Annotated in this window: 25 protein-coding genes; 24 read left to right on the top strand and 1 reads right to left on the bottom strand. The window is 67.6% G+C overall.

The genetic code is table 11. The annotated features are described in order from the left end of the window. Positions 1-148 precede the first annotated feature (148 nt). The 4 genes from rplJ to ABZX40_RS24060 all read left to right on the top strand — a co-directional run bounded on the left by rplJ (position 149) and on the right by ABZX40_RS24060 (position 9,260). Positions 149-679, top strand: coding sequence for a 50S ribosomal protein L10 (rplJ, locus tag ABZX40_RS24075; RefSeq protein WP_355741566.1), 531 nt, complete (start codon positions 149-151; stop codon positions 677-679). A gap of 120 nt (positions 680-799) precedes the next feature. Next, on the top strand, positions 800-1,186 hold the full coding sequence (gene rplL, locus ABZX40_RS24070; RefSeq protein ID WP_355741726.1) for a 50S ribosomal protein L7/L12: 387 nt from the start codon (positions 800-802) through the stop codon (positions 1,184-1,186). Positions 1,187-1,777: 591 nt separating this feature from the next. Then, on the top strand, positions 1,778-5,263 hold the full coding sequence (rpoB, locus tag ABZX40_RS24065; protein ID WP_355741568.1) for a DNA-directed RNA polymerase subunit beta: 3,486 nt from the start codon (positions 1,778-1,780) through the stop codon (positions 5,261-5,263). Between the two features lie 97 nt (positions 5,264-5,360). Further along, positions 5,361-9,260, top strand: a complete 3,900-nt coding sequence (locus ABZX40_RS24060; RefSeq protein ID WP_355741570.1) for a DNA-directed RNA polymerase subunit beta' — start codon at positions 5,361-5,363, stop codon at positions 9,258-9,260. A 140-nt stretch (positions 9,261-9,400) separates the two neighbouring features. On the opposite strand, the gene ABZX40_RS24055 is transcribed toward ABZX40_RS24060, so the two are convergent. After that, positions 9,401-9,817, bottom strand: coding sequence for a helix-turn-helix transcriptional regulator (locus ABZX40_RS24055; RefSeq protein ID WP_355741572.1), 417 nt, complete (start codon positions 9,815-9,817; stop codon positions 9,401-9,403). Between the two features lie 390 nt (positions 9,818-10,207). Here ABZX40_RS24055 and ABZX40_RS24050 point away from each other — a divergent pair, with 390 nt between their 5' ends. From ABZX40_RS24050 to ABZX40_RS23955, 20 genes are all read left to right on the top strand, one after another. Beyond that, entirely contained in the window at positions 10,208-10,699 is a 492-nt protein-coding gene (locus ABZX40_RS24050; protein WP_355741574.1) for a DUF1707 and DUF4190 domain-containing protein, read from the top strand. 984 nt (positions 10,700-11,683) lie between these two features. Then, positions 11,684-12,055 carry a 30S ribosomal protein S12 gene (rpsL, locus tag ABZX40_RS24045; protein WP_007823146.1) on the top strand — a complete coding sequence of 124 codons (372 nt, stop codon included), beginning with the start codon at positions 11,684-11,686 and terminating at the stop codon, positions 12,053-12,055. A 2-nt stretch (positions 12,056-12,057) separates the two neighbouring features. After that, a complete protein-coding gene (gene rpsG, locus ABZX40_RS24040; protein WP_007384059.1) occupies positions 12,058-12,528 on the top strand; it encodes a 30S ribosomal protein S7 in 471 nt (156 codons plus the stop codon). A gap of 39 nt (positions 12,529-12,567) precedes the next feature. Continuing rightward, a complete protein-coding gene (gene fusA / locus ABZX40_RS24035) occupies positions 12,568-14,694 on the top strand; it encodes an elongation factor G (protein WP_355741577.1) in 2,127 nt (708 codons plus the stop codon). A 157-nt stretch (positions 14,695-14,851) separates the two neighbouring features. Further along, a complete protein-coding gene (tuf, locus tag ABZX40_RS24030; RefSeq protein ID WP_355741579.1) occupies positions 14,852-16,045 on the top strand; it encodes an elongation factor Tu in 1,194 nt (397 codons plus the stop codon). Positions 16,046-17,445: 1,400 nt separating this feature from the next. Beyond that, the gene (gene rpsJ / locus ABZX40_RS24025) at positions 17,446-17,754 is read left to right on the top strand and encodes a 30S ribosomal protein S10 (protein ID WP_003948644.1); all 309 of its coding nucleotides are present in this window, start codon (positions 17,446-17,448) and stop codon (positions 17,752-17,754) included. A gap of 18 nt (positions 17,755-17,772) precedes the next feature. Further along, a complete protein-coding gene (gene rplC, locus ABZX40_RS24020; protein WP_355741581.1) occupies positions 17,773-18,417 on the top strand; it encodes a 50S ribosomal protein L3 in 645 nt (214 codons plus the stop codon). A gap of 8 nt (positions 18,418-18,425) precedes the next feature. After that, positions 18,426-19,085, top strand: a complete 660-nt coding sequence (gene rplD, locus ABZX40_RS24015; RefSeq protein ID WP_355741583.1) for a 50S ribosomal protein L4 — start codon at positions 18,426-18,428, stop codon at positions 19,083-19,085. Further along, positions 19,085-19,504: a 50S ribosomal protein L23 gene (gene rplW / locus ABZX40_RS24010; RefSeq protein ID WP_355741585.1), complete on the top strand. Its 420-nt coding sequence runs from the start codon at positions 19,085-19,087 to the stop codon at positions 19,502-19,504. The genes rplD and rplW overlap by 1 nt, the downstream gene beginning before the upstream one ends. A 40-nt stretch (positions 19,505-19,544) precedes the next feature. Next, entirely contained in the window at positions 19,545-20,381 is an 837-nt protein-coding gene (rplB, locus tag ABZX40_RS24005) for a 50S ribosomal protein L2 (RefSeq protein WP_355741587.1), read from the top strand. A 12-nt stretch (positions 20,382-20,393) separates the two neighbouring features. After that, positions 20,394-20,675: a 30S ribosomal protein S19 gene (rpsS, locus tag ABZX40_RS24000; RefSeq protein WP_355741589.1), complete on the top strand. Its 282-nt coding sequence runs from the start codon at positions 20,394-20,396 to the stop codon at positions 20,673-20,675. Positions 20,676-20,719: 44 nt separating this feature from the next. Then, positions 20,720-21,067, top strand: a complete 348-nt coding sequence (gene rplV, locus ABZX40_RS23995; protein ID WP_030619142.1) for a 50S ribosomal protein L22 — start codon at positions 20,720-20,722, stop codon at positions 21,065-21,067. Then, on the top strand, positions 21,067-21,912 hold the full coding sequence (gene rpsC, locus ABZX40_RS23990; RefSeq protein ID WP_355741591.1) for a 30S ribosomal protein S3: 846 nt from the start codon (positions 21,067-21,069) through the stop codon (positions 21,910-21,912). The genes rplV and rpsC overlap by 1 nt, the downstream gene beginning before the upstream one ends. A gap of 5 nt (positions 21,913-21,917) precedes the next feature. Next, complete coding sequence (gene rplP / locus ABZX40_RS23985) at positions 21,918-22,337, top strand: 50S ribosomal protein L16 (RefSeq protein WP_009327094.1); 420 nt, start codon at positions 21,918-21,920, stop codon at positions 22,335-22,337. Then, the gene (gene rpmC / locus ABZX40_RS23980) at positions 22,337-22,561 is read left to right on the top strand and encodes a 50S ribosomal protein L29 (RefSeq protein ID WP_355741593.1); all 225 of its coding nucleotides are present in this window, start codon (positions 22,337-22,339) and stop codon (positions 22,559-22,561) included. The genes rplP and rpmC overlap by 1 nt, the downstream gene beginning before the upstream one ends. Then, positions 22,561-22,851 carry a 30S ribosomal protein S17 gene (rpsQ, locus tag ABZX40_RS23975; protein WP_355741595.1) on the top strand — a complete coding sequence of 97 codons (291 nt, stop codon included), beginning with the start codon at positions 22,561-22,563 and terminating at the stop codon, positions 22,849-22,851. The genes rpmC and rpsQ overlap by 1 nt, the downstream gene beginning before the upstream one ends. 99 nt (positions 22,852-22,950) lie before the next feature. Further along, a complete protein-coding gene (gene rplN, locus ABZX40_RS23970; protein ID WP_003992364.1) occupies positions 22,951-23,319 on the top strand; it encodes a 50S ribosomal protein L14 in 369 nt (122 codons plus the stop codon). A gap of 2 nt (positions 23,320-23,321) precedes the next feature. Next, the gene (gene rplX / locus ABZX40_RS23965; protein WP_355741597.1) at positions 23,322-23,645 is read left to right on the top strand and encodes a 50S ribosomal protein L24; all 324 of its coding nucleotides are present in this window, start codon (positions 23,322-23,324) and stop codon (positions 23,643-23,645) included. Continuing rightward, positions 23,645-24,202 (top strand): 50S ribosomal protein L5, encoded by a 558-nt coding sequence (gene rplE / locus ABZX40_RS23960; RefSeq protein WP_355741599.1) that lies wholly within the window; start codon positions 23,645-23,647, stop codon positions 24,200-24,202. Before rplX ends, rplE begins: the two co-directional genes overlap by 1 nt. 5 nt (positions 24,203-24,207) lie before the next feature. Next, positions 24,208-24,393, top strand: a complete 186-nt coding sequence (locus tag ABZX40_RS23955) for a type Z 30S ribosomal protein S14 (RefSeq protein WP_003948630.1) — start codon at positions 24,208-24,210, stop codon at positions 24,391-24,393. Positions 24,394-24,522 lie beyond the last annotated feature (129 nt).

Genomic DNA, 24,522 nt, shown 5'->3' with positions numbered 1-24,522 from the left:
GGTGACTGTGGAAGAACTCCCGGAGTGCCTACACCTCGTATGCACAGCCGGTCGAGTCCGCCCCGTGCGCCTGCGCCGGGGCGTTTGTTTTTCCCGTCCTCCTTCGGATCCGCGCGGTCCGAATCACCCGGAAGGAGGCCGAGGCTCTATGGCGACGCCCGACAAGGCTGCCGCAGTCGCAGAGTTGACGGAGCAGTTCCGCAACTCCAGCGCTGCCGTGCTGACCGAGTACCGCGGTCTCACCGTGGCGCAGCTCAAGACGCTGCGTCGATCGCTCGGTGAGAACGCCCAGTATGCCGTGGTGAAGAACACACTGACCAAGATTGCGGCCAACGAGGCCGGGATCACGACGCTGGACGACCTGTTCAACGGTCCGACGGCTGTCGCCTTCGTCACCGGTGACCCGGTGGAGTCGGCGAAGGGTCTGCGTGACTTTGCCAAGGACAACCCGAACCTCGTCATCAAGGGCGGTGTCCTTGACGGCAAGGCGCTGTCCGCCGACGAGATCAAGAAGCTTGCGGACCTTGAGTCCCGCGAGGTTCTGCTCGCCAAGCTGGCGGGTGCGCTGAAGGGCAAGCAGACGCAGGCTGCTCAGGTCTTCCAGGCGCTCCCCTCGAAGCTCGTCCGCACCGTGGACGCGCTCCGTGCCAAGCAGGACGAGCAGGGCGGTGCCGAGTAATTCGGCTCGCATCATGACCGCCGCCTGAGGCGCTGAGCCGCAGGTCACGGTCGTAGCGGGCCGAACGTACGCCCGCCAGTCATGTACATACGGCACCCGCCGATTGAGTGGAAGGAAGCCATCGTGGCTCTCACCCAGGAAGAACTGCTCGCCGAGTTCGAGACGATGACCCTCATCCAGCTTTCCGAGTTCGTGAAGGCGTTCGAGGACAAGTTCGACGTCACGGCTGCCGCCGCTGCTGTCGCCATCGCCGCCCCGACCGGTGGTGGCGCTGCCGCCGACGCCGTCGAGGAGCAGGACGAGTTCGACGTCATCCTCACCGGTGCCGGCGAGAAGAAGATCCAGGTCATCAAGGTCGTGCGTGAGCTGACCTCGCTGGGCCTGAAGGAGGCCAAGGACCTGGTCGACGGCGCGCCGAAGGCCGTCCTGGAGAAGGTCGCCAAGGACGCCGCGGAGAAGGCCAAGGAGTCCCTTGAGGGCGCCGGCGCCTCCGTCGAGGTCAAGTAAGGCCGAGCGGTACCCGCAGCGGTACCCGGCGCCCGGCGGGCGGTCCGAGTCAAGGCTGTAACGCGGGCGCACCGAGGAGCGATCATCCATCCGGGTGGTCGCTCTTCGGCTTTCCCGGAGGTCCGACCACGGCTGCCTTGCCCCTCGGTGAACGGAGGGTATGGTGATCTTCGTCGTGCCTTTGGCGGCCCGGGTTCGGGTCGGGGGGCCTTGACGAACCGCACGCAGCGCGCAATTCTCAGGACGCGTCGTCACAAGGATCCGGAAATCCGAGGCATGGATCGGCGACGAAGAGGGCAGGATCAACGTGCGTTGAGGGTGTCGCCTTGTCGCAGGGGTTGAGTACAACGAGGGCAACGAGGGTTCCGCGAAACCCGGACTGGACATCAGTGTGCCAAGTGGCTACACTGACCCTTTGCGCTGCCTGTTAGCTGTCCCCTGCCCGTCACCAGGGGCATGCCCTCGCTGGAGCACCGACGACCGGACCATCCCTGACCTGGCCTTTTGGCTGGACCCGGGGAACCTGTCTCTGTGTATCGGTGAGGGGCCGGTACGCGCGTAGTGAGTCCGAGCCCTCGGAAGGACCCCCTCTTGGCCGCCTCGCGCAACGCCTCGACCGCGAATACGAACAACGGCGCCAGCACCGCCCCGCTGCGCATTTCCTTTGCAAAGATCAAGGAGCCTCTTGAGGTTCCGAACCTGCTTGCGCTCCAGACCGAGAGCTTTGACTGGCTGCTCGGCAACACCGCCTGGCAGAGTCGGGTCGAGGAGGCTCTGGAGAACGGTCAGGACGTCCCCACCAAGTCCGGTCTGGAGGAGATCTTCGAGGAGATCTCCCCGATCGAGGACTTCTCCGGGTCGATGTCCCTGACCTTCCGGGACCACCGCTTCGAGCCGCCGAAGAACTCCATCGACGAGTGCAAGGAGCGTGACTTCACCTACGCCGCTCCGCTCTTCGTCACCGCCGAGTTCACCAACAACGAGACCGGTGAGATCAAGTCCCAGACGGTCTTCATGGGCGACTTCCCGCTCATGACCAACAAGGGCACCTTCGTCATCAACGGCACCGAGCGTGTCGTGGTCTCGCAGCTCGTCCGCTCGCCGGGTGTCTACTTCGACTCCTCCATCGACAAGACCTCCGACAAGGACATCTTCTCCGCCAAGATCATCCCGTCCCGGGGTGCCTGGCTGGAGATGGAGATCGACAAGCGCGACATGGTCGGTGTGCGCATCGACCGCAAGCGCAAGCAGTCCGTCACCGTCCTGCTCAAGGCGCTCGGCTGGACCACCGAGCAGATCCTGGAGGAGTTCGGCGAGTACGAGTCGATGCGCGCCACCCTGGAGAAGGACCACACCCAGGGCCAGGACGACGCGCTGCTCGACATCTACCGCAAGCTGCGTCCGGGCGAGCCCCCCACGCGTGAGGCCGCGCAGACGCTGCTGGAGAACCTGTACTTCAACCCCAAGCGCTACGACCTCGCCAAGGTCGGCCGCTACAAGGTCAACAAGAAGCTGGGCACGGAGACCGGCCTGGAGGCCGGTGTCCTGACCGTCGACGACATCCTCGCGACGATCAAGTACCTGGTGCGTCTGCACGCCGGTGAGACCGAGACGGTCGGCGACAACGGCCGCTCGATCATGGTCGAGACCGATGACATCGACCACTTCGGCAACCGCCGTATCCGCAATGTCGGCGAGCTGATCCAGAACCAGGTCCGTACGGGTCTGGCGCGTATGGAGCGGGTCGTGCGCGAGCGCATGACTACCCAGGACGTCGAGGCGATCACCCCGCAGACGCTGATCAACATCCGGCCGGTCGTCGCCTCCATCAAGGAGTTCTTCGGCACCAGCCAGCTGTCCCAGTTCATGGACCAGAACAACCCGCTGTCGGGGCTGACGCACAAGCGTCGTCTGAACGCCCTCGGCCCGGGTGGTCTCTCCCGTGAGCGGGCCGGCTTCGAGGTCCGTGACGTGCACCCCTCGCACTACGGCCGGATGTGTCCCATCGAGACGCCCGAAGGCCCGAACATCGGTCTGATCGGTTCGCTCGCCTCGTACGGCCGGATCAACCCGTTCGGTTTCATCGAGACGCCGTACCGCAAGGTCGTCGAGGGCCGGGTCAGCGACGAGGTCGACTATCTGACCGCCGACGAAGAGGACCGCTTCGTCATCGCCCAGGCCAACGCCCCGCTGACCGACGACTCCGAGTTCGCCGAGAACCGCGTGCTGGTCCGCCGCCGCGGCGGCGAGGTCGACTACGTCGCCGGCGGCGAGGTCGACTACATGGACGTCTCGCCGCGCCAGATGGTGTCGGTCGCGACCGCCATGATCCCCTTCCTGGAGCACGACGACGCCAACCGTGCCCTCATGGGCGCGAACATGATGCGTCAGGCCGTGCCCCTGATCCGCTCCGAGTCCCCGCTCGTCGGCACCGGCATGGAGTACCGCTCCGCCGTCGACGCCGGTGACGTGGTCAAGGCGGAGAAGGCCGGTGTGGTCCAGGAGGTCTCCGCCGACTACATCACCACCGCCAACGACGACGGCACGTACATCACGTACCGCCTGGCCAAGTTCGCCCGGTCCAACCAGGGCACCTCGGTCAACCAGAAGGTCATCGTCAACGAGGGCGACCGGATCATCGAGGGCCAGGTCCTCGCCGACGGTCCGGCCACCCAGAACGGCGAGATGGCGCTCGGCAAGAACTTGCTGGTCGCGTTCATGCCGTGGGAGGGCCACAACTACGAGGACGCGATCATCCTGTCGCAGCGCCTCGTCCAGGACGACGTCCTCTCCTCGATCCACATCGAGGAGCACGAGGTCGACGCCCGGGACACCAAGCTGGGCCCCGAGGAGATCACCCGGGACATCCCGAACGTCTCCGAGGAGGTCCTCGCCGACCTCGACGAGCGCGGCATCATCCGCATCGGCGCCGAGGTCGTCGCCGGAGACATCCTGGTCGGCAAGGTCACGCCCAAGGGCGAGACCGAGCTGACGCCGGAGGAGCGCCTGCTGCGCGCGATCTTCGGTGAGAAGGCCCGCGAGGTCCGTGACACCTCGCTGAAGGTCCCGCACGGCGAGATCGGCAAGATCATCGGCGTCCGGGTCTTCGACCGCGAGGAGGGCGACGAGCTGCCCCCCGGTGTCAACCAGCTGGTGCGTGTGTACGTGGCGCAGAAGCGGAAGATCACCGACGGTGACAAGCTCGCCGGCCGGCACGGCAACAAGGGCGTCATCTCCAAGATCCTGCCGATCGAGGACATGCCGTTCCTGGAGGACGGCACCCCGGTCGACATCATCCTCAACCCGCTCGGCGTCCCGTCCCGGATGAACCCGGGACAGGTCCTGGAGATCCACCTCGGCTGGCTCGCCAGCCGCGGCTGGGACGTCTCCGGGCTCGCCGACGAGTGGGCCCAGCGGCTCCAGAACATCGGCGCCGACCAGGTCGTCCCCGGCACCAACGTCGCCACCCCGGTGTTCGACGGCGCCCGCGAGGACGAACTGTCCGGTCTGCTCCAGCACACCATCCCGAACCGCGACGGCGTCCGCATGGTCCTCCCGTCCGGCAAGGCCCGGCTGTTCGACGGCCGCAGCGGTGAGCCGTTCCCGGAGCCGGTCTCGGTCGGCTACATGTACATCCTCAAGCTCCACCACCTGGTCGACGACAAGCTGCACGCCCGGTCGACCGGTCCGTACTCGATGATCACCCAGCAGCCGCTGGGTGGTAAGGCCCAGTTCGGTGGCCAGCGGTTCGGCGAGATGGAGGTGTGGGCGCTGGAGGCATATGGCGCCGCGTACGCCCTCCAGGAGCTGCTGACCATCAAGTCCGACGACGTCACCGGCCGCGTGAAGGTCTACGAGGCCATCGTCAAGGGCGAGAACATCCCCGAGCCCGGCATCCCCGAGTCCTTCAAGGTGCTCATCAAGGAGATGCAGTCCCTGTGCCTCAACGTGGAGGTGCTGTCCTCGGACGGCATGTCCATTGAGATGCGCGACACCGACGAGGACGTCTTCCGCGCGGCGGAAGAGCTCGGCATCGACCTGTCCCGGCGCGAGCCGAGCAGCGTCGAAGAGGTCTGACGGGAGTCCGGCAGGGGTCTCGCCCAGAGGCCCCCGCCGACCCCCAGGCCCCCGAATCAGACCACAGACTTACAACCCTGAGAGGGATTGACGCATAGTGCTCGACGTCAACTTCTTCGACGAGCTCCGGATCGGTCTGGCCACCGCTGACGACATCCGTCAGTGGAGCCACGGCGAGGTCAAGAAGCCGGAGACCATCAACTACCGCACCCTCAAGCCCGAGAAGGACGGCCTCTTCTGCGAGAAGATCTTCGGCCCCACCCGGGACTGGGAGTGCTACTGCGGCAAGTACAAGCGCGTCCGCTTCAAGGGCATCATCTGTGAGCGCTGCGGCGTCGAGGTGACCCGCGCCAAGGTGCGCCGTGAGCGGATGGGCCACATCGAGCTGGCCGCCCCCGTCACCCACATCTGGTACTTCAAGGGCGTCCCGTCGCGCCTCGGCTACCTGCTCGACCTCGCCCCGAAGGACCTGGAGAAGGTCATCTACTTCGCGGCGTACATGATCACGTTCGTCGACGAGGAGCGCCGCACCCGCGATCTGCCCTCGCTGGAGGCGCATGTCTCCGTCGAGCGCCAGCAGATCGAGCAGCGCCGCGACGCCGACCTCGAAGGCCGCGCCAAGAAGCTGGAGACCGACCTCGGCGAGCTGGAGGCCGAGGGCGCCAAGGCCGATGTGCGCCGCAAGGTGCGCGAGGGCGCCGAGCGCGAGATGAAGCAGCTGCGCGACCGCGCGCAGCGCGAGATCGACCGTCTGGACGAGGTCTGGTCCCGCTTCAAGAACCTCAAGGTCCAGGACCTGGAGGGCGACGAGCTGCTCTACCGCGAGCTGCGCGACCGCTTCGGCACCTACTTCGACGGCTCGATGGGCGCCGCCGCGCTCCAGAAGCGCCTGGAGTCCTTCGACCTCAACGAGGAGGCCGAGCGCCTCCGCGAGATCATCCGCACCGGCAAGGGCCAGAAGAAGACCCGTGCCCTGAAGCGGCTGAAGGTCGTCTCCGCGTTCCTCCAGACCAGCAACAGCCCCAAGGGCATGGTCCTGGACTGCGTCCCGGTCATCCCGCCGGACCTGCGTCCGATGGTGCAGCTGGACGGTGGCCGCTTCGCGACCTCCGACCTCAACGACCTGTACCGCCGCGTCATCAACCGGAACAACCGCCTGAAGCGGCTTCTCGACCTCGGCGCCCCCGAGATCATCGTCAACAACGAGAAGCGGATGCTCCAGGAGGCCGTCGACGCGCTGTTCGACAACGGCCGCCGCGGCCGTCCGGTCACCGGGCCGGGCAACCGCCCGCTGAAGTCGCTGTCCGACATGCTCAAGGGCAAGCAGGGCCGCTTCCGGCAGAACCTGCTCGGCAAGCGCGTGGACTACTCCGCGCGTTCCGTGATCGTCGTCGGCCCGCAGCTCAAGCTGCACCAGTGCGGTCTGCCGAAGGCGATGGCGCTGGAGCTGTTCAAGCCGTTCGTGATGAAGCGCCTGGTCGATCTGAACCACGCGCAGAACATCAAGAGCGCCAAGCGCATGGTCGAGCGCGGCCGGACCGTGGTCTACGACGTCCTCGAAGAGGTCATCGCCGAGCACCCGGTCCTGCTGAACCGCGCGCCCACCCTGCACCGCCTCGGCATCCAGGCCTTCGAGCCGCAGCTGGTCGAGGGCAAGGCCATCCAGATCCACCCGCTCGTCTGCACCGCGTTCAACGCGGACTTCGACGGTGACCAGATGGCCGTCCACCTGCCGCTCTCCGCGGAGGCGCAGGCCGAGGCCCGCATCCTGATGCTGTCCTCGAACAACATCCTCAAGCCCGCCGACGGCCGCCCGGTGACGATGCCGACCCAGGACATGGTCCTCGGTCTGTACTTCCTCACCACGGACGCCGAGGGCCGCGACGCCAAGGGTGTCGACCGGGTGTTCTCCTCCAGCGCCGAGGCGATCATGGCGTTCGACGCCGGGGAGCTGTCGCTCCAGGCGCCGGTCGACATCCGCTTCCCGGTGGGCACCATCCCGCCGCGGGGCTGGGAGCCGCCGGTCCGCGAGGAGGGCGAGCCGGAGTGGCAGCAGGGTGACACCTTCACCCTGAGGACCACGCTGGGCCGCGCGCTCTTCAACGAGCTGCTGCCCGAGGACTACCCGTTCGTCGACTACGAGGTCGGCAAGAAGCAGCTCTCCCAGATCGTCAACGACCTGGCCGAGCGCTACCCGAAGGTCATCGTGGCGGCGACGCTCGACAACCTGAAGGCGTCCGGCTTCTTCTGGGCCACCCGCTCCGGTGTCACCGTCGCCATCTCGGACGTCGTCGTCCCCGAGGCGAAGAAGGACATCGTCGCCGGGTACGAGCTCCAGGACGAGAAGGTCCAGAAGCAGTACGAGCGCGGTCTGATCACCAAGGACGAGCGCACCCAGGAGCTCATCACCATCTGGAACAAGGCGACCAACGAGGTCGCCGAGGCGATGAACGCCAACTTCCCGAAGACCAACCCGATCTTCATGATGGTCCACTCGGGCGCGCGCGGAAACATGATGCAGATGCGTCAGATCGCCGGTATGCGTGGTCTGGTGTCCAACGCCAAGAACGAGACGATCCCGCGTCCCATCAAGGCGTCCTTCCGTGAGGGCCTGTCGGTGCTGGAGTACTTCATCTCCACCCACGGTGCCCGTAAGGGTCTGGCCGACACCGCCCTGCGGACCGCCGACTCGGGTTACCTGACCCGTCGTCTGGTGGATGTCTCGCAGGACGTGATCATCCGCGAGGAGGACTGCGGCACCGACCGCGGTCTGCGTCTGGAGATCGCCGAGCGCCAGTCCGACGGCTCGCTGATCAAGGCGGAGAACGTCGAGACGTCCGTCTACGCCCGTGCCCTCGCCGAGGACATCGTGGTGGACGGCAAGGTGCTGGCCCCGGCCGGTACCGACCTCGGTGACGTCCTGATCGACGAGCTGATCCTGCACGGCGTCGGTGAGGTCAAGACCCGCTCGGTGCTGACTTGCGAGTCCGCCGTCGGCACCTGCGCCATGTGCTACGGCCGCTCGCTGGCCACCGGCAAGCTGGTCGACATCGGTGAGGCGGTCGGCATCATCGCCGCCCAGTCCATCGGTGAGCCCGGCACCCAGCTGACGATGCGTACCTTCCACACCGGTGGTGTGGCCGGTGACGACATCACCCAGGGTCTGCCGCGTGTCGTCGAGCTGTTCGAGGCGCGGACCCCGAAGGGTGTCGCCCCGATCTCCGAGGCCGCCGGCCGCGTGCGGATCGAGGAGACCGAGAAGACCAAGAAGATCGTCATCACCCCGGACGACGGCTCGGACGAGACGGCGTTCCCGATCTCCAAGCGCGCGCGCCTGGAGGTCGGCGAGGGCGACCACGTCGAGGTGGGCCAGAAGCTCACCGCGGGTGCCACCAACCCGCACGACGTGCTGCGCATCCTCGGCCAGCGGGCCGTGCAGGTCCACCTGGTCGGCGAGGTCCAGAAGGTCTACAACTCGCAGGGTGTGTCGATCCACGACAAGCACATCGAGATCATCATCCGGCAGATGCTCCGCCGGGTGACGATCATCGAGTCCGGCGACGCCGAGCTGCTGCCCGGTGAGCTGGTCGAGCGCTCCAAGTTCGAGACCGAGAACCGCCGAGTGGTCCAGGAGGGCGGTCACCCGGCCTCCGGTCGTCCGCAGCTGATGGGTATCACCAAGGCATCGCTGGCGACCGAGTCCTGGCTGTCGGCGGCGTCCTTCCAGGAGACGACGCGAGTCCTCACCGACGCGGCGATCAACGCCAAGTCCGACTCGCTCATCGGCCTCAAGGAGAACGTCATCATCGGTAAGCTCATCCCGGCCGGTACGGGCCTGTCCCGCTACCGCAACATCCGGGTCGAGCCGACCGAGGAGGCCAAGGCCGCGATGTACTCGGCTGTCGGCTACGACGACATCGACTACTCGCCCTTCGGGACGGGGTCGGGCCAGGCTGTGCCGCTGGAGGACTACGACTACGGGCCGTACAACCAGTAGTCGGCAGGTGGTGTGAGTGAAGGGCGGTCATCCCGTGGTGTGCGGGGTGGCCGCCCTTCGGTGTGTGTGGTGCCGGATTCCCCGGCAGCGTGCGTGCGCGAGCGCAACACATCAGCCCTGCGGCTGAGCGCCGCGACCCGTCAGCCGCCCGCCCGCGCCGCGTCCGGCAGGAACTGCTCCACCACCCGTACGAACATCTCCCGTCGGTCCGCCGGTACGCCCAGCAGTTCGGCGACCTCCGCCGGCGTCGGAGGGCGGCCGGACCCCGCGCCGGACGGGTGCTCGTACGGGGCGGACAGTTCCTCCGCCGTCAGCCGGCCCGACCGGATCAGCATGTCCGTGACCGGCACGCCCAGCACTCCGGCCAGTCGCCGGGTGGTCTCCAGATCGGGCATGCTCCGGCGCTGCAACAGCCGGGTGACAGCGGCGCGATGGACGCCCGCCTCGTCCGCGATCCGTGACCGGCCGCCGCCGCGCGGGCTGTCGATGTCATAGCCGCGCAGGCGCATCAGCTCCTCGATCCACCCGGCGAACGCCTCCAGATCACGACCGGTCATCCCGCTCCTCGCTTCCCTGAGGGAGGTGTGGATTGCTCGCGCGAGCGCAATTATGCGCAGCTCGCGGACGCCGCCGTGCGGAAAACCCTGAGGTCCCGGCCCAGTCGCGCACCCTCCCGTAGGGCGGTGGCGGTGACGGACTGTCATGAGTCGCCGGAGAGGCCGGAGTCGTACCCCTTTTGCGTCGTCACCCGCTGCGTTCCTGACCCCGACGGTTTGTCATTGATGTCCGGATGAGGGAACCGCTGCCGATCCGCGTGCGTTGGAGGATGATGAAGGCGTTTCTCCGGCTGGGGGAGGTGTGCTGTGTCCGATCCGACACCGTGGCAGAGGCAGCCGCAGTGGTACGGGCAGCCGCAGCCGTGGCAGCAGGCCCAGACAGGACACTCCATGCTGGCCTCCCACGCCGACCGGGAGCGGGCCGTCGATGTGCTCAGAGCCGGCTTCGGTGAGGGGCGCCTCCAGCAGGACGAGCTGGAGAAGCGGATCGCGCGGGCGTACGCGGCGCGCACGGTGGGGGAGCTGGCGCTGCTGGTCGCCGATCTGCCCCAGGGGCCCGTACCGATGCAGGCCATGCAGCCGATGCCGATGATGCCGCCCCCGATGATGCACCAGGTGCCGCGGACGTTCCTGCCCGCTCCGGCGCCGCCCACCAATGGCAAGGCGGTGGGCTCCATGGTGCTCGGGGTGCTGACGACGATGACCTTCGGGGTCACCGGTCTGCCCGCGGTGATCCTCGGACACTCGGCGCGGGCCGAGATGAAGCGAACCGGGGAGGGCGGGGAGGGCTTCGCCATCACCGGGCTGGTGCTGGGGTGGCTGTCGGTGGCCGGATGGGCGGTCTTCCTGCTCGCGGTGATCGCGGCGGCGGCCTCCGGCTGACCTCGATCCGGGCAGCTGTCTCCGGGTGACGGCTCCGGCTCACCCTGGCCCGGCAGCAGCTTCCGGGCGGCGACAGCCTCCGGCTGACCTTGGCCTGTGCCCCGTTTCCGGGCGGCGGCTTCCGGCTGACCTGGTCCGGCAGCAGCATCCGGGCGACGGTGGCCTCCGACTGGCCTCGGTCCGGGCAGCAGCTTCCGGGTGACGGCGGCTTCCGGCTGGCCTCGGCTCGGCAGCCATCTCCGGGTGGTGGCCTCCGGCTGATCCCGGTCCGGCGGCTGTCTCCAGGTGACGGCTCCGGTTCACCCCGGCCCGGCAGCAGCATCCGGGCAACCCCGGCCTCCGCCAGATCCCGGCCCGGCAGCCGTCTCCGGGCGCCGCCCTCCCGCTCACCCCGGCCCGGCAGCCGCTTCCAGGCAACCCCGGCCTCCCCCCCCCGCCCACGTCCCAGCAGCCGTCTCTCGCCCAGCGAGGCCGACGCGCTGTCGGTCTGCGGCCGGCCTGCCGCAGAGGGTGCGCGAGAGGTGGGCGGACAGTAGGGCAGACCGGACGGAGGACCTGGGGGAGGCCCGGAGGGCGGACAGGCGGGCGGAGGGACCCGCGGAGGGACCGACGGAGCGGCTGGCGGAGGGACCGGCGGAGCGGCTGGCGGAGGGACCGGCGGAGCCGCCCGTCGAGAGTTCGTCCGGCGTTGAATCGAAGGCCATCCGCGATGCATGGCCTTGACATGCACCGCACGGTCATACGGGCGAGGCCCAGTTGTTTTGACCGCAGCGAATGAGGTAGGTACGCTCAGACCTTGTGCCTGGGGTGTGCCCTGGCTCTCGTGCGTGCCTTGAAACCGCAACGCGAGCTGTGAGCGGCCACCGTGATCTGCGCCCTTTCCGCCTTCCGGCGGGAGTCTGCGGGATTCGACACACCCGACCGCGTGGGTCGGCGACGTTCCAGGTTAGCTGTACCCATCGGCACACAGAAACCGGAGAAGTAGTGCCTACGATCCAGCAGCTGGTCCGCAAGGGCCGGCAGGACAAGGTCGAGAAGAACAAGACGCCCGCACTGGATGGTTCCCCCCAGCGCCGGGGCGTCTGCACGCGTGTGTTCACGACCACCCCGAAGAAGCCGAACTCGGCCCTGCGTAAGGTCGCGCGTGTGCGTCTGACCAGCGGGATCGAGGTCACCGCTTACATTCCGGGTGAGGGACACAACCTCCAGGAGCACTCCATCGTGCTCGTGCGCGGCGGCCGTGTGAAGGACCTGCCCGGTGTTCGCTACAAGATCATCCGCGGTTCCCTCGACACCCAGGGTGTCAAGAACCGCAAGCAGGCCCGCAGCCGCTACGGCGCCAAGAAGGAGAAGTAAGAATGCCTCGTAAGGGCCCCGCCCCGAAGCGCCCGGTCATCATCGACCCGGTCTACGGTTCTCCTCTTGTCACGTCGCTGATCAACAAGGTGCTGCTGAACGGCAAGCGCTCCACCGCCGAGCGCATCGTGTACGGCGCCATGGAGGGCCTGCGCGAGAAGACCAGCAACGACCCGGTCATCACGCTCAAGCGCGCGCTGGAGAACATCAAGCCGACCCTTGAGGTCAAGTCCCGCCGTGTCGGTGGCGCCACCTACCAGGTGCCGGTCGAGGTCAAGCCCGGCCGCGCCAACACCCTGGCGCTGCGCTGGCTGGTCGGTTACTCCCGCGCCCGTCGCGAGAAGACCATGACCGAGCGTCTGCTCAACGAACTCCTCGACGCCTCCAACGGCCTGGGCGCCGCTGTGAAGAAGCGTGAGGACACGCACAAGATGGCCGAGTCCAACAAGGCCTTCGCGCACTACCGCTGGTAGTCGCAGTCCACATCGAGACCGAGAGAAGACTGAAGCCCTATGGCTACCACTTCACTTGACCTGGCCAGGGTGCGCAACATCGGCATCATGGCCCACATCGACGCGGGCAAGACGACCACCACCGAGCGGATCCTCTTCTACACCGGCGTCTCGTACAAGATCGGTGAGGTCCACGACGGCGCCGCGACCATGGACTGGATGGAGCAGGAGCAGGAGCGTGGTATCACCATCACCTCCGCCGCCACCACCTGTCACTGGCCGCTGGAAGACGTCGACCACACCATCAACATCATCGACACCCCCGGGCACGTCGACTTCACCGTAGAGGTGGAGCGCTCCCTGCGCGTGCTCGACGGTGCCGTGACGGTGTTCGACGGCGTGGCCGGCGTCGAGCCGCAGTCCGAGACGGTGTGGCGTCAGGCGGACCGCTACGGCGTGCCGCGGATCTGCTTCGTCAACAAGCTCGACCGCACGGGTGCGGAGTTCCACCGCTGCGTCGACATGATCACCGACCGTCTGGGCGCGCAGCCGCTGGTCATGCAGCTGCCGATCGGTGCCGAGGCGGACTTCAAGGGCGTCGTAGACCTGGTGACGATGAAGGCGTTCGTCTGGTCCGCCGAGGCCACCAAGGGCGAGATGTACGACACCGTCGACATCCCGGACACCCACACCGAGGCGGCCGAGGAGTGGCGCGGCAAGCTGCTCGAAGCCGTCGCCGAGAACGACGAAGAGCTGATGGAGCTGTACCTGGAGGGCGAGGAGCCCACCGTGGAGCAGCTGTACGCGGCGATCCGCCGTATCACCATCGCCTCCGGCAAGGGCGACGGCACCACCGTCACCCCCGTGTTCTGCGGCACCGCGTTCAAGAACAAGGGTGTCCAGCCGCTGCTCGACGCGGTCGTGCGCTACCTGCCGTCCCCGCTGGACGTCGAGGCCATCGAGGGCCATGACGTCAAGGACGCGGAGAAGGTCGTCAAGCGCAAGCCGTCCGACGACGAGCCGCTGGCCGCCCTGGCGTTCAAGATCATGAGCGACCCGCACCTCGGCAAGCTCACCTTCGTCCGGGTCTACTCCGGCCGCCTGGAGTCCGGCACCGCCGTGCTGAACTCCGTCAAGGGCCGCAAGGAGCGCATCGGCAAGATCTACCGTATGCACGCCAACAAGCGTGAGGAGATCGAGTCGGTGGGTGCCGGTGACATCGTCGCCGTCATGGGCCTGAAGCAGACCACCACCGGTGAGACGCTGTCCGACGACAAGAACCCGGTCATCCTGGAGTCCATGGACTTCCCGGCGCCGGTCATCCAGGTCGCCATCGAGCCCAAGTCGAAGGGCGACCAGGAGAAGCTCGGCATCGCGATCCAGCGGCTGGCCGAGGAGGACCCGTCCTTCCAGGTCCACTCGGACGAGGAGACCGGCCAGACCATCATCGGCGGTATGGGCGAGCTGCACCTTGAGGTGCTGGTCGACCGGATGCGCCGGGAGTTCAAGGTCGAGGCCAATGTCGGCAAGCCGCAGGTCGCGTACCGCGAGACCATCCGCAAGGCGGTCGAGAAGGTCGAGTTCACCCACAAGAAGCAGACGGGTGGCACCGGCCAGTTCGCGCGCGTGATCATCGCGATCGAGCCGATCGAGGGCGGCGACACGTCCTACGAGTTCGTGAACAAGGTCACCGGTGGCCGTATCCCGAAGGAGTACATCCCTTCGGTCGACGCCGGTGCGCAGGAGGCCATGCAGTTCGGCATCCTCGCCGGTTACGAGATGACCGGTGTCCGGATCACGCTGCTCGACGGCGCCTACCACGAGGTCGACTCCTCCGAGCTGGCCTTCAAGATCGCCGGTTCCCAGGCGTTCAAGGAGGCCGCGCGCAAGGCGTCCCCCGTGCTCCTGGAGCCGATGATGGCCGTCGAGGTCACCACGCCCGAGGACTACATGGGCGATGTCATCGGCGACATCAACTCCCGCCGTGGCCAGATCCAGGCCATGGAGGAGCGGGCCGGTGCCCGCGTCGTGAAGGGCCTCGTGCCTCTCTCGGAGATGTTCGGCTACGTCGGCGACCTCCGCAGCAAGACATCGGGTCGCGCGAGCTACTCGATGCAGTTCGACTCCTACGCCGAGGTTCCGCGGAACGTCGCCGAGGAGATCATCGCGAAGGCCAAGGGCGAGTAACGCACCGCGTTCACACGCCGTAGGCTTGACTCCGGAACCTCAGGGGCATTCCGCCGTAAACCCGGTCGGAATGCCCCCGGGATCCGGGCCTTTACAGCAAAGATCACCTGGCGCCGATGAAGTAAGGCGTACAGAACCACTCCACAGGAGGACCCCAGTGGCGAAGGCGAAGTTCGAGCGGACTAAGCCGCACGTCAACATCGGCACCATCGGTCACATCGACCACGGTAAGACGACCCTCACGGCCGCCATTACCAAGGTGCTGCACGACGCGTTCCCGGACCTGAACGAGGCCACCGCATTCGACAACATCGACAAGGCGCCCGAGGAGCGCCAGCGCGGTATCACCATCTCCATCGCGCACGTCGAGTACCAGACGGAGACGCGGCACTACGCCCACGTCGACTGCCCGGGTCACGCGGACTACATCAAGAACATGATCACCGGTGCCGCCCAGATGGACGGCGCGATCCTGGTCGTGGCCGCCACCGACGGCCCGATGCCGCAGACCAAGGAGCACGTGCTCCTGGCCCGCCAGGTCGGCGTGCCGTACATCGTGGTCGCCCTGAACAAGGCCGACATGGTGGACGACGAGGAGATCCTGGAGCTCGTCGAGCTCGAGGTCCGTGAGCTCCTCACCGAGTACGAGTTCCCGGGCGACGACCTGCCGGTCGTCAAGGTCTCCGCGCTGAAGGCCCTCGAGGGCGAGGCGCAGTGGGTGGAGTCCGTCCTCGAGCTGATGAAGGCCGTCGACGAGTCGATCCCGCAGCCGGAGCGCGACGTCGACAAGCCGTTCCTCATGCCCGTCGAGGACGTCTTCACGATCACCGGTCGCGGTACGGTCGTCACCGGCCGTATCGAGCGCGGTGTCCTGAAGGTCAACGAGACCGTCGACATCATCGGCATCCACACCGAGAAGACCACCACCACGGTCACCGGTATCGAGATGTTCCGCAAGCTGCTCGACGAGGGCCAGGCCGGTGAGAACGTCGGTCTGCTGCTCCGTGGTGTCAAGCGCGAGGACGTCGAGCGCGGCCAGGTCATCATCAAGCCGGGCTCGGTCACCCCGCACACCGAGTTCGAGGCCACGGCCTACATCCTGTCGAAGGACGAGGGTGGTCGTCACACCCCGTTCTTCAACAACTACCGCCCGCAGTTCTACTTCCGTACCACGGACGTGACCGGCGTGGTGCACCTCCCCGAGGGCACCGAGATGGTCATGCCGGGCGACAACACCGACATGCGCGTGGAGCTGATCCAGCCCATCGCCATGGAGGAGGGCCTGAAGTTCGCCATCCGCGAGGGTGGCCGGACCGTCGGCGCCGGCCAGGTCACCAAGATCCTCAAGTAAGTTCCCTTGCTTGACGGGCGATTGACCCGGTAGCTCCGCGCGAGCAACGAGGGGCCCGTACGACTTCGGTCGTACGGGCCCTTTGCGCGTGTCCGGGCCGTGTCCGGGCCGTGGCGGTAGCGGTAGTCGGGGCTGTAGCCGGTCGGCGGGCGGCCGGCGGGGGGCTGGGATGCCGGGTGCTGCGGTGGTGGCGGGGGCTGGGGCTCCGGGCCCCACGGCGGCTGCGGGGATTGGTGCACCGGGCCTCGCGGCGGCTGGGCGGGCTGGGACGCGGCTGCGCCGACTGGGGTGCCAGATGCCTCGGCCGCTGCGCGGGCTGGGGCGCCGGGCCCGTGGCGGCTGCGCCGACTGAGGTGCCGGACCCCTCGGCCGCTCTGCGGGCCGGAAGGGCGGACCCGGCGGCGGCTCCGGGAGCGGGGCGCGGGGTCTGCGCGGGCCGGGACAGCGGGGGCGGTGAGCGCGGGCGCCCGGCGTCGGGGCGGGAGTGTCTGGCGGCGGTGCGCAGGACGGGATGCAGGGTCTGACGCGGGCCCGATGGCGGCGGCGCGGGCCTGGGTGGGGGTCTGCCGGCGTCCGCGTCGGCCGGCGGCGGGAGGGCTGGGGGCGACCGCCTGGGTTGGGACGCCAGCCCCTCGGCGGCTCCGCGGGCCCGATGGCGACCGGCGCGGGCCTGGGCGGAGCCCTGGCGGCGTCCACGTCGGCCGACGCGGGAAGCCGACGGCGTCCGCGCGGGCTGGCACGCCAGACCCCTCGGCGTCCGCGCGGGCCGGGACTCCAGACCCTCGGCGTCCGCGCGGGCCGCGACGCCAGACCCTCGGCCGCTCTGCGGGCCGGAAGGGCGGACCCGGCGGCGGCTCCCGGCGGCGGGGCTGCGCGGGCCGGGACAGCGGGGGGCGGTGAGCGGGCGCCCGGCGTCGGGGCGGCGGCTGCGAGGGGCGGCCGGGACGGCAGGGGCTGTCCCGGCCCGCACAGCCCTCGCCGTCCCCGGATGGGGACCCGTGTTTGACCTGCGTCACCCTCGGGGTATTCTCTCCGGCTCGATTGGCGCAGGCCCTGGGCCGTATGGCAGACTGTCCGAGTTGCTCGGTCGAGCGTTGATGCTGCGCGCCTCCCGCCGGGAGGACCGGAAGCGAGTCCCACAGTACTCGTCAACCCCGTGTGGGTTGGACGTACGGGAATCTTCCGGGAAGCGTGGGTGCGGCACCGGCCAGGCACCCGGTGGGCCGTTCGGTTCCCGGCTCGCGGTTCCGGATGGGCCGTGCGCAATCCCCGATGGGATGTTCGAACAAGGGGCATCCGTGTCAGCGGGACTGCGACACGCCCGACCGCGTGGGTCGGAGAGCAGGGCGACGGAACAACGGGTTCCAGAGCGTAAGAAGAGACAGGACTACTGAGTAGCCATGGCGGGACAGAAGATCCGCATTCGGCTCAAGGCCTACGACCACGAGGTCATCGACTCCTCGGCGAAGAAGATCGTCGAGACGGTGACGCGCACTGGTGCGTCGGTCGCGGGCCCGGTGCCGCTGCCCACTGAGAAGAACGTGTACTGCGTCATCAAGTCGCCGCACAAGTACAAGGACTCGCGCGAGCACTTCGAGATGCGCACGCACAAGCGCCTGATCGACATCCTCGACCCGACCCCCAAGACCGTTGACTCTCTGATGCGACTCGACCTCCCGGCCGGTGTCGACATCGAGATCAAGCTCTGAGGGCCGGTGATCTGAGAGATGGCTAAGCAGATCAAGGGCATCCTGGGCGAGAAGCTCGGCATGACGCAGGTGTGGGACGAGAACAACCGTGTTGTTCCGGTCACCGTCGTCAAGGCCGGCCCCAATGTCGTCACCCAGGTGCGTACCAACGACGTCGACGGCTACGAGTCCGTCCAGATCGCCTTCGGCGAGATCGACCCGCGCAAGGTGAACAAGCCCCTCAAGGGCCACTTCGCGAAGGCCGACGTCACCCCTCGTCGCCACCTTGTCGAGATCCGGACCGCTGACGCCGCCGAGTACACCCTCGGCCAGGAAGTCACCGCCGAGGTCTTCGAGGCCGGCGTCAAGGTCGACGTGACCGGCAAGAGCAAGGGCAAGGGCTTCGCCGGTGTCATGAAGCGCCACAACTTCCGTGGTCTCGGCGCCGGACACGGTACGCAGCGCAAGCACCGCTCCCCCGGCTCCATCGGTGGCTGTGCCACCCCGGGCCGTGTGTTCAAGGGCCTCCGCATGGCGGGTCGTATGGGCAACGAGCGGGTCACCACCCAGAACCTGACCGTCCACGCCGTTGACGCGGAGAAGGGTCTGCTGCTCATCAAGGGCGCGGTTCCCGGTCCGAACGGCGGCCTCGTCCTGGTCCGCACCGCGGCCAAGGGGGCCTGAGGTAACCGATGAGCACTGTTGACATCCTTTCGCCTGCCGGCGAGAAGACCGGTAGCGTCGAACTCCCCGCGGAGATCTTCGGCGTGGAGAAGGTCAGCATCCCGCTGATCCACCAGGTCGTCGTCGCGCAGAACGCGGCTGCCCGCCAGGGCACGCACAAGACCAAGACCCGCGGTGAAGTCCGCGGTGGCGGCAAGAAGCCGTACCGCCAGAAGGGCACCGGCCGCGCCCGCCAGGGTTCGACCCGCGCCCCGCAGTTCGCCGGCGGTGGCGTCGTGCACGGCCCGCAGCCCCGCGACTACTCGCAGCGCACCCCGAAGAAGATGAAGGCCGCCGCCCTGCGGCACGCCCTCACCGACCGGGCCCGCGCCAACCGCATCCACGTCGTCACCGGCGTGATCGAGGGCGAGACCCCCTCCACCAAGGCCGCCAAGGGCCTGTTCGGCAAGATCTCGGAGCGCAAGAACCTGCTCCTGGTCGTCGAGCGCGCCGACGAGGCCGCGTGGCTGTCCGCCCGCAACCTGCCCCAGGTCCACATCCTGGAGCCGGGCCAGCTGAACACGTACGACGTGATCGTCTCGGACGACGTGGTCTTCACCCAGGCCGCGCTGGAGTCCTTCGTCGCCGGCCCGAACAAGGCCAACGACACCGAAGGGACTGAGGTCTGATGGCCACCCGTCACCCCTCCATCGCCTCCAAGGCGGCCAAGGCCGCCAAGGCCGCGCGCGTCGCCAAGGCGCGTCGTCACGCCGCCGAGGGCAAGAACACCGTCGAGACCCCGCTGAGCAAGTCGTACACGGACCCCCGTGACGTGCTGCTCAAGCCGGTCGTCTCCGAGAAGAGCTACGCGCTCCTGGACGAGAACAAGTACACGTTCATCGTCGACCCGCGCTCCAACAAGACCCAGATCAAGCAGGCCGTCGAGGCGGTCTTCGAGGTCAAGGTCACCGGGGTCAACACGATCAACCGCGTCGGCAAGCGCAAGCGGACCCGTACGGGCTTCGGCCAGCGCGCCGCGACCAAGCGCGCGATCGTGACCCTCGCCGAGGGCGACCGTATCGACATCTTCGGCGGTCCGACCTCCTGACGGAGGTCCGGATCGTCCGGAATCGGACGAGGACTGAGAAATGGGAATCCGCAAGTACAAGCCGACTACGCCGGGCCGTCGTGGCGCCAGCGTCGCCGACTTCGTCGAGGTCACGCGGTCCACGCCGGAGAAGTCGCTGGTTCGCCCCCTGCACAGCAAGGGTGGCCGTAACAACTCCGGCCGTGTGACCGTCCGCCACCAGGGCGGTGGCCACAAGCGCGCCTTCCGTGTGATCGACTTCCGTCGGCACGACAAGGACGGCGTGCCGGCGAAGGTCGCGCACATCGAGTACGACCCCAACCGCACCGCGCGCATCGCGCTGCTGCACTACGCCGACGGCGAGAAGCGCTACATCCTCGCGCCGCGCGGCCTGGTGCAGGGCGACCGCGTCGAGAACGGCCCCGGCGCCGACATCAAGCCGGGCAACAACCTCGCGCTGCGCAACATCCCGGTCGGTACCACGCTGCACGCCATCGAGCTGCGGCCGGGCGGCGGCGCCAAGTTCGCCCGCTCCGCCGGTGCCTCGGTGCAGCTGCTGGCGAAGGAGGGCACCATGGCCCACCTTCGTATGCCGTCCGGTGAGATCCGCCTGGTCGACGTGCGCTGCCGCGCCACCGTCGGCGAGGTCGGCAACGCCGAGCAGTCGAACATCAACTGGGGCAAGGCCGGCCGCAAGCGGTGGAAGGGCGTTCGCCCGACCGTCCGTGGTGTGGTCATGAACCCGGTCGACCACCCGCACGGTGGTGGTGAGGGCCGGACGTCCGGTGGCCGCCACCCCGTGTCCCCGTGGGGCAAGAAGGAAGGCCGTACTCGTTCGCCCAAGAAGGCGTCGAACAAGTACATCGTCCGCCGCCGCAAGACGAACAAGAAGCGCTAAGGACGGGTTGAGATGCCTCGTAGCTTGAAGAAGGGACCCTTCGTCGACGACCACCTGCTCAAGAAGGTGGACGCCCAGAACGAAGCCGGTTCCAAGAACGTCATCAAGACCTGGTCCCGACGCTCCATGATCGTGCCGGCCATGCTCGGCCACACGCTCGCGGTGCACAACGGCAAGACCCACATCCCGGTGTTCGTCACCGAGTCGATGGTCGGTCACAAGCTCGGCGAGTTCTCGCCGACCCGTACCTTCCGGGGCCACGTCAAGGACGACCGGAAGTCGAAGCGCCGCTAGCCGCGGATCGCATCAGACACGTAAGTAACTCTGAAGGGACAACCATGGAAGCCAGGGCCCAGGCGCGGTACATCCGCGTCACGCCCATGAAGGCCCGCCGTGTGGTGGACCTCATCCGTGGCATGGACGCCACGGAGGCCCAGGCTGTTCTGCGATTCGCTCCGCAGGCAGCCTCGGTTCCGGTCGGCAAGGTGCTCGACAGCGCCATCGCCAATGCCGCGCACAACTACGACCACACCGACGCCGACAGCCTCGTCATCTCCGAGGCGTATGTCGACGAGGGTCCGACCCTGAAGCGGTTCCGACCGCGCGCCCAGGGCCGTGCCTACCGGATCCGCAAGCGGACCAGCCACATCACCGTGGTCGTCAGCAGCAAGGAAGGAACCCGGTAATGGGCCAGAAGGTAAACCCGCACGGGTTCCGGCTCGGTATCACCACCGACTTCAAGTCGCGCTGGTACGCCGACAAGCTGTACAAGGACTACGTCAAGGAGGACGTCGCCATCCGCCGGATGCTGACGTCCGGCATGGAGCGCGCCGGTATCTCCAAGGTGGAGATCGAGCGCACCCGTGACCGCGTCCGCGTCGACATCCACACCGCGCGTCCGGGCATCGTCATCGGCCGCCGCGGCGCGGAGGCCGACAAGATCCGCGGCCAGCTGGAGAAGCTGACCGGCAAGCAGGTCCAGCTCAACATCCTTGAGGTCAAGAACCCCGAGACGGACGCTCAGCTGGTGGCCCAGGCCGTCGCCGAGCAGCTCTCCTCCCGGGTCTCCTTCCGCCGTGCCATGCGCAAGAGCATGCAGTCGGCGATGAAGGCGGGCGCCAAGGGCATCAAGATCCAGTGCGGTGGCCGTCTCGGCGGCGCCGAGATGTCCCGCTCGGAGTTCTACCGCGAGGGCCGCGTGCCCCTGCACACGCTCCGCGCGAACGTGGACTACGGCTTCTTCGAGGCCAAGACGACCTTCGGCCGTATCGGTGTGAAGGTCTGGATCTACAAGGGCGACGTCAAGAACATCGCCGAGGTCCGCGCCGAGAACGCCGCCGCCCGTGCGGGCAACCGCCCGGCCCGTGGCGGCGGCAACGACCGCCCGGCCCGTGGTGGCCGCGGTGGCGGCGAGCGGCGCGGTCGCAAGCCGCAGCAGGCCGGCGGTGCCGAGGCCCCCAAGGCCGACGCCCCCGCCGCAGCCGCTCCGGCCGAGGCGCCGTCTTCTTCTAGCGGCGGAACGGAGGCCTGACCGACATGCTGATCCCCCGTAGGGTCAAGCACCGCAAGCAGCACCACCCCAAGCGCTCCGGCGCTGCCAAGGGCGGTACGCAGGTCGCGTTCGGCGAGTACGGCATCCAGGCGCTGACCCCGGCGTATGTCACGAACCGCCAGATCGAAGCGGCTCGTATCGCCATGACCCGCCACATCAAGCGTGGCGGCAAGGTCTGGATCAACATCTACCCGGACCGTCCGCTCACCAAGAAGCCGGCCGAGACCCGCATGGGTTCCGGTAAGGGTTCCCCCGAGTGGTGGATCGCCAACGTCAAGCCCGGACGAGTGATGTTCGAGCTGTCGTACCCCAACGAGAAGATCGCCCGTGAGGCGCTGACCCGTGCGGCCCACAAGCTGCCGATGAAGTGCCGGATCGTCAAGCGCGAGGCAGGTGAAGCGTGATGTCGGTCGGTACCAAGGCGTCCGAGCTGCGCGAGCTGGGCAACGAGGAGCTTCTGGCGAAGCTCCGCGAGGCCAAGGAAGAGCTGTTCAACCTCCGCTTCCAGGCGGCGACGGGGCAGCTTGAGAACCATGGCCGTCTGAAGGCGGTCCGCAAGGACATCGCGCGGATCTACACCCTGATGCGCGAGCGTGAGCTGGGCATCGAAACGGTGGAGAGCGCCTGATGAGCGAGAACAATGTGACTGAGAACAGCGCCCCCCAGGCGCGTGGCTTCCGCAAGACCCGTGAGGGTCTCGTCGTCAGCGACAAGATGGACAAGACCGTCGTCGTCGCCGTCGAGGACCGTGTGAAGCACGCGCTGTACGGCAAGGTCATCCGCCGTACGAACAAGCTCAAGGCGCACGACGAGCAGAACGCCGCGGGCGTCGGCGACCGGGTCCTCCTGATGGAGACCCGCCCGCTGTCGGCGACCAAGCGCTGGCGCGTCGTCGAGATTCTCGAAAAGGCCAAGTAAACCTCCTGCGGGGGATTCCCCGCAGGCCAGTTCCGCCAGGCTCCGGGGGCCGCTCACCGAGCGGCCCCCGGGGAACCGGCAGACAAACAGGAGATAGACGTGATCCAGCAGGAGTCGCGACTGCGCGTCGCCGACAACACGGGCGCGAAGGAGATCCTTTGCATCCGTGTCCTCGGTGGCTCCGGTCGCCGCTACGCGGGCATCGGTGACGTCATCGTCGCCACCGTCAAGGACGCGATCCCCGGTGGCAACGTGAAGAAGGGTGACGTCATCAAGGCGGTCATCGTTCGCACCGTCAAGGAGCGCCGCCGTCCGGACGGCTCGTACATCCGCTTCGACGAGAACGCCGCTGTCATTCTGAAGAACGACGGCGACCCTCGTGGTACCCGCATCTTCGGCCCGGTCGGGCGCGAGCTGCGCGAGAAGAAGTTCATGAAGATCATCTCGCTGGCTCCGGAGGTGCTGTAAGCATGAAGATCAAGAAGGGCGACCTGGTCCAGGTCATCACCGGCAAGGACAAGGGCAAGCAGGGCAAGGTCATCGCCTCTTACCCGCGCGACGAGCGTGTCCTGGTCGAGGGTGTCAACCGGGTCAAGAAGCACACCAAGGCCGGTCCCACGGCTCGTGGGTCCCAGGCCGGCGGCATCGTGACGACCGAGGCCCCGATCCATGTCTCCAACGTCCAGCTGGTCGTGGAGAAGGACGGCAAGAAGGTCGTGACCCGCGTCGGTTACCGCTTCGACGACGAGGGCAACAAGATCCGCGTTGCCAAGCGGACGGGTGAGGACATCTGATGGCTACCACCACCACTCCGCGTCTGAAGACGAAGTACCGCGAGGAGATCGCGGGCAAGCTGCGTGACGAGTTCAAGTACGAGAACGTCATGCAGGTTCCCGGCCTCGTCAAGATCGTGGTCAACATGGGTGTCGGCGACGCCGCCCGTGACTCGAAGCTGATCGAGGGGGCCATCAAGGACCTCACCACGATCACCGGTCAGAAGCCGGCCGTCACCAAGGCCCGCAAGTCCATCGCGCAGTTCAAGCTGCGTGAGGGTCAGCCGATCGGTGCCCATGTCACGCTCCGTGGCGACCGCATGTGGGAGTTCCTGGACCGCACCCTGTCGCTCGCGCTGCCGCGCATCCGCGACTTCCGCGGTCTGTCCCCCAAGCAGTTCGACGGCCGTGGCAACTACACCTTCGGTCTCACCGAGCAGGTCATGTTCCACGAGATCGACCAGGACAAGATCGACCGCGTCCGGGGTATGGACATCACCGTGGTCACCACGGCGACCAACGACGCTGAGGGCCGCGCGCTCCTTCGTCACCTCGGCTTCCCCTTCAAGGAGGCGTGAGCGAGATGGCGAAGAAGGCTCTGATCGCTAAGGCTGCTCGCAAGCCCAAGTTCGGGGTGCGTGGCTACACCCGCTGCCAGCGCTGTGGCCGCCCCCACTCCGTCTACCGCAAGTTCGGCCTGTGCCGCGTGTGCCTTCGTGAGATGGCTCACCGTGGCGAGCTGCCGGGCGTGACCAAGAGCTCCTGGTAGTCCCGGTAATCCCGGACTCCCAGGGCTCTCGGTAAGCAATGGGTGGACAGGGGCCCGCTCCACATGGCTTAGGCTTGTGGGGTTGGGCGCCTGTCGCGCCCGTCAGACTTACTACGCCGTAGGTCCACC

Origin of the sequence: Streptomyces sp. NPDC004610, from assembly GCF_040609715.1 — a bacterium.
Classification (GTDB): domain Bacteria; phylum Actinomycetota; class Actinomycetes; order Streptomycetales; family Streptomycetaceae; genus Streptomyces.
Note: the sequence above shows the minus strand (reverse complement) of the source record. Positions and strands in the feature narration are given on the sequence as shown.

What these genes read in the sequence shown, in the direction of transcription:
- rpsQ (WP_355741595.1), top strand. Translation starts at nt 22,561, where the DNA reads ATGAGCGAGAACAATGTGACTGAGAACAGCGCCCCCCAGGCGCGTGGC.
- rplX (WP_355741597.1), top strand. Translation starts at nt 23,322, where the DNA reads ATGAAGATCAAGAAGGGCGACCTGGTCCAGGTCATCACCGGCAAGGAC.
- ABZX40_RS24050 (WP_355741574.1), top strand. Translation starts at nt 10,208, where the DNA reads ATGCTGGCCTCCCACGCCGACCGGGAGCGGGCCGTCGATGTGCTCAGA.
- ABZX40_RS23955 (WP_003948630.1), top strand. Translation starts at nt 24,208, where the DNA reads ATGGCGAAGAAGGCTCTGATCGCTAAGGCTGCTCGCAAGCCCAAGTTC.
- rpmC (WP_355741593.1), top strand. Translation starts at nt 22,337, where the DNA reads ATGTCGGTCGGTACCAAGGCGTCCGAGCTGCGCGAGCTGGGCAACGAG.
- fusA (WP_355741577.1), top strand. Translation starts at nt 12,568, where the DNA reads ATGGCTACCACTTCACTTGACCTGGCCAGGGTGCGCAACATCGGCATC.
- rplJ (WP_355741566.1), top strand. Translation starts at nt 149, where the DNA reads ATGGCGACGCCCGACAAGGCTGCCGCAGTCGCAGAGTTGACGGAGCAG.
- rplW (WP_355741585.1), top strand. Translation starts at nt 19,085, where the DNA reads ATGGCCACCCGTCACCCCTCCATCGCCTCCAAGGCGGCCAAGGCCGCC.
- rpsC (WP_355741591.1), top strand. Translation starts at nt 21,067, where the DNA reads ATGGGCCAGAAGGTAAACCCGCACGGGTTCCGGCTCGGTATCACCACC.
- rplD (WP_355741583.1), top strand. Translation starts at nt 18,426, where the DNA reads ATGAGCACTGTTGACATCCTTTCGCCTGCCGGCGAGAAGACCGGTAGC.
- rplV (WP_030619142.1), top strand. Translation starts at nt 20,720, where the DNA reads ATGGAAGCCAGGGCCCAGGCGCGGTACATCCGCGTCACGCCCATGAAG.
- rpsJ (WP_003948644.1), top strand. Translation starts at nt 17,446, where the DNA reads ATGGCGGGACAGAAGATCCGCATTCGGCTCAAGGCCTACGACCACGAG.
- rpsS (WP_355741589.1), top strand. Translation starts at nt 20,394, where the DNA reads ATGCCTCGTAGCTTGAAGAAGGGACCCTTCGTCGACGACCACCTGCTC.
- ABZX40_RS24055 (WP_355741572.1), bottom strand. Translation starts at nt 9,817, where the DNA reads ATGACCGGTCGTGATCTGGAGGCGTTCGCCGGGTGGATCGAGGAGCTG.
- rplC (WP_355741581.1), top strand. Translation starts at nt 17,773, where the DNA reads ATGGCTAAGCAGATCAAGGGCATCCTGGGCGAGAAGCTCGGCATGACG.
- rplE (WP_355741599.1), top strand. Translation starts at nt 23,645, where the DNA reads ATGGCTACCACCACCACTCCGCGTCTGAAGACGAAGTACCGCGAGGAG.
- rplB (WP_355741587.1), top strand. Translation starts at nt 19,545, where the DNA reads ATGGGAATCCGCAAGTACAAGCCGACTACGCCGGGCCGTCGTGGCGCC.
- rplP (WP_009327094.1), top strand. Translation starts at nt 21,918, where the DNA reads ATGCTGATCCCCCGTAGGGTCAAGCACCGCAAGCAGCACCACCCCAAG.
- rpsG (WP_007384059.1), top strand. Translation starts at nt 12,058, where the DNA reads ATGCCTCGTAAGGGCCCCGCCCCGAAGCGCCCGGTCATCATCGACCCG.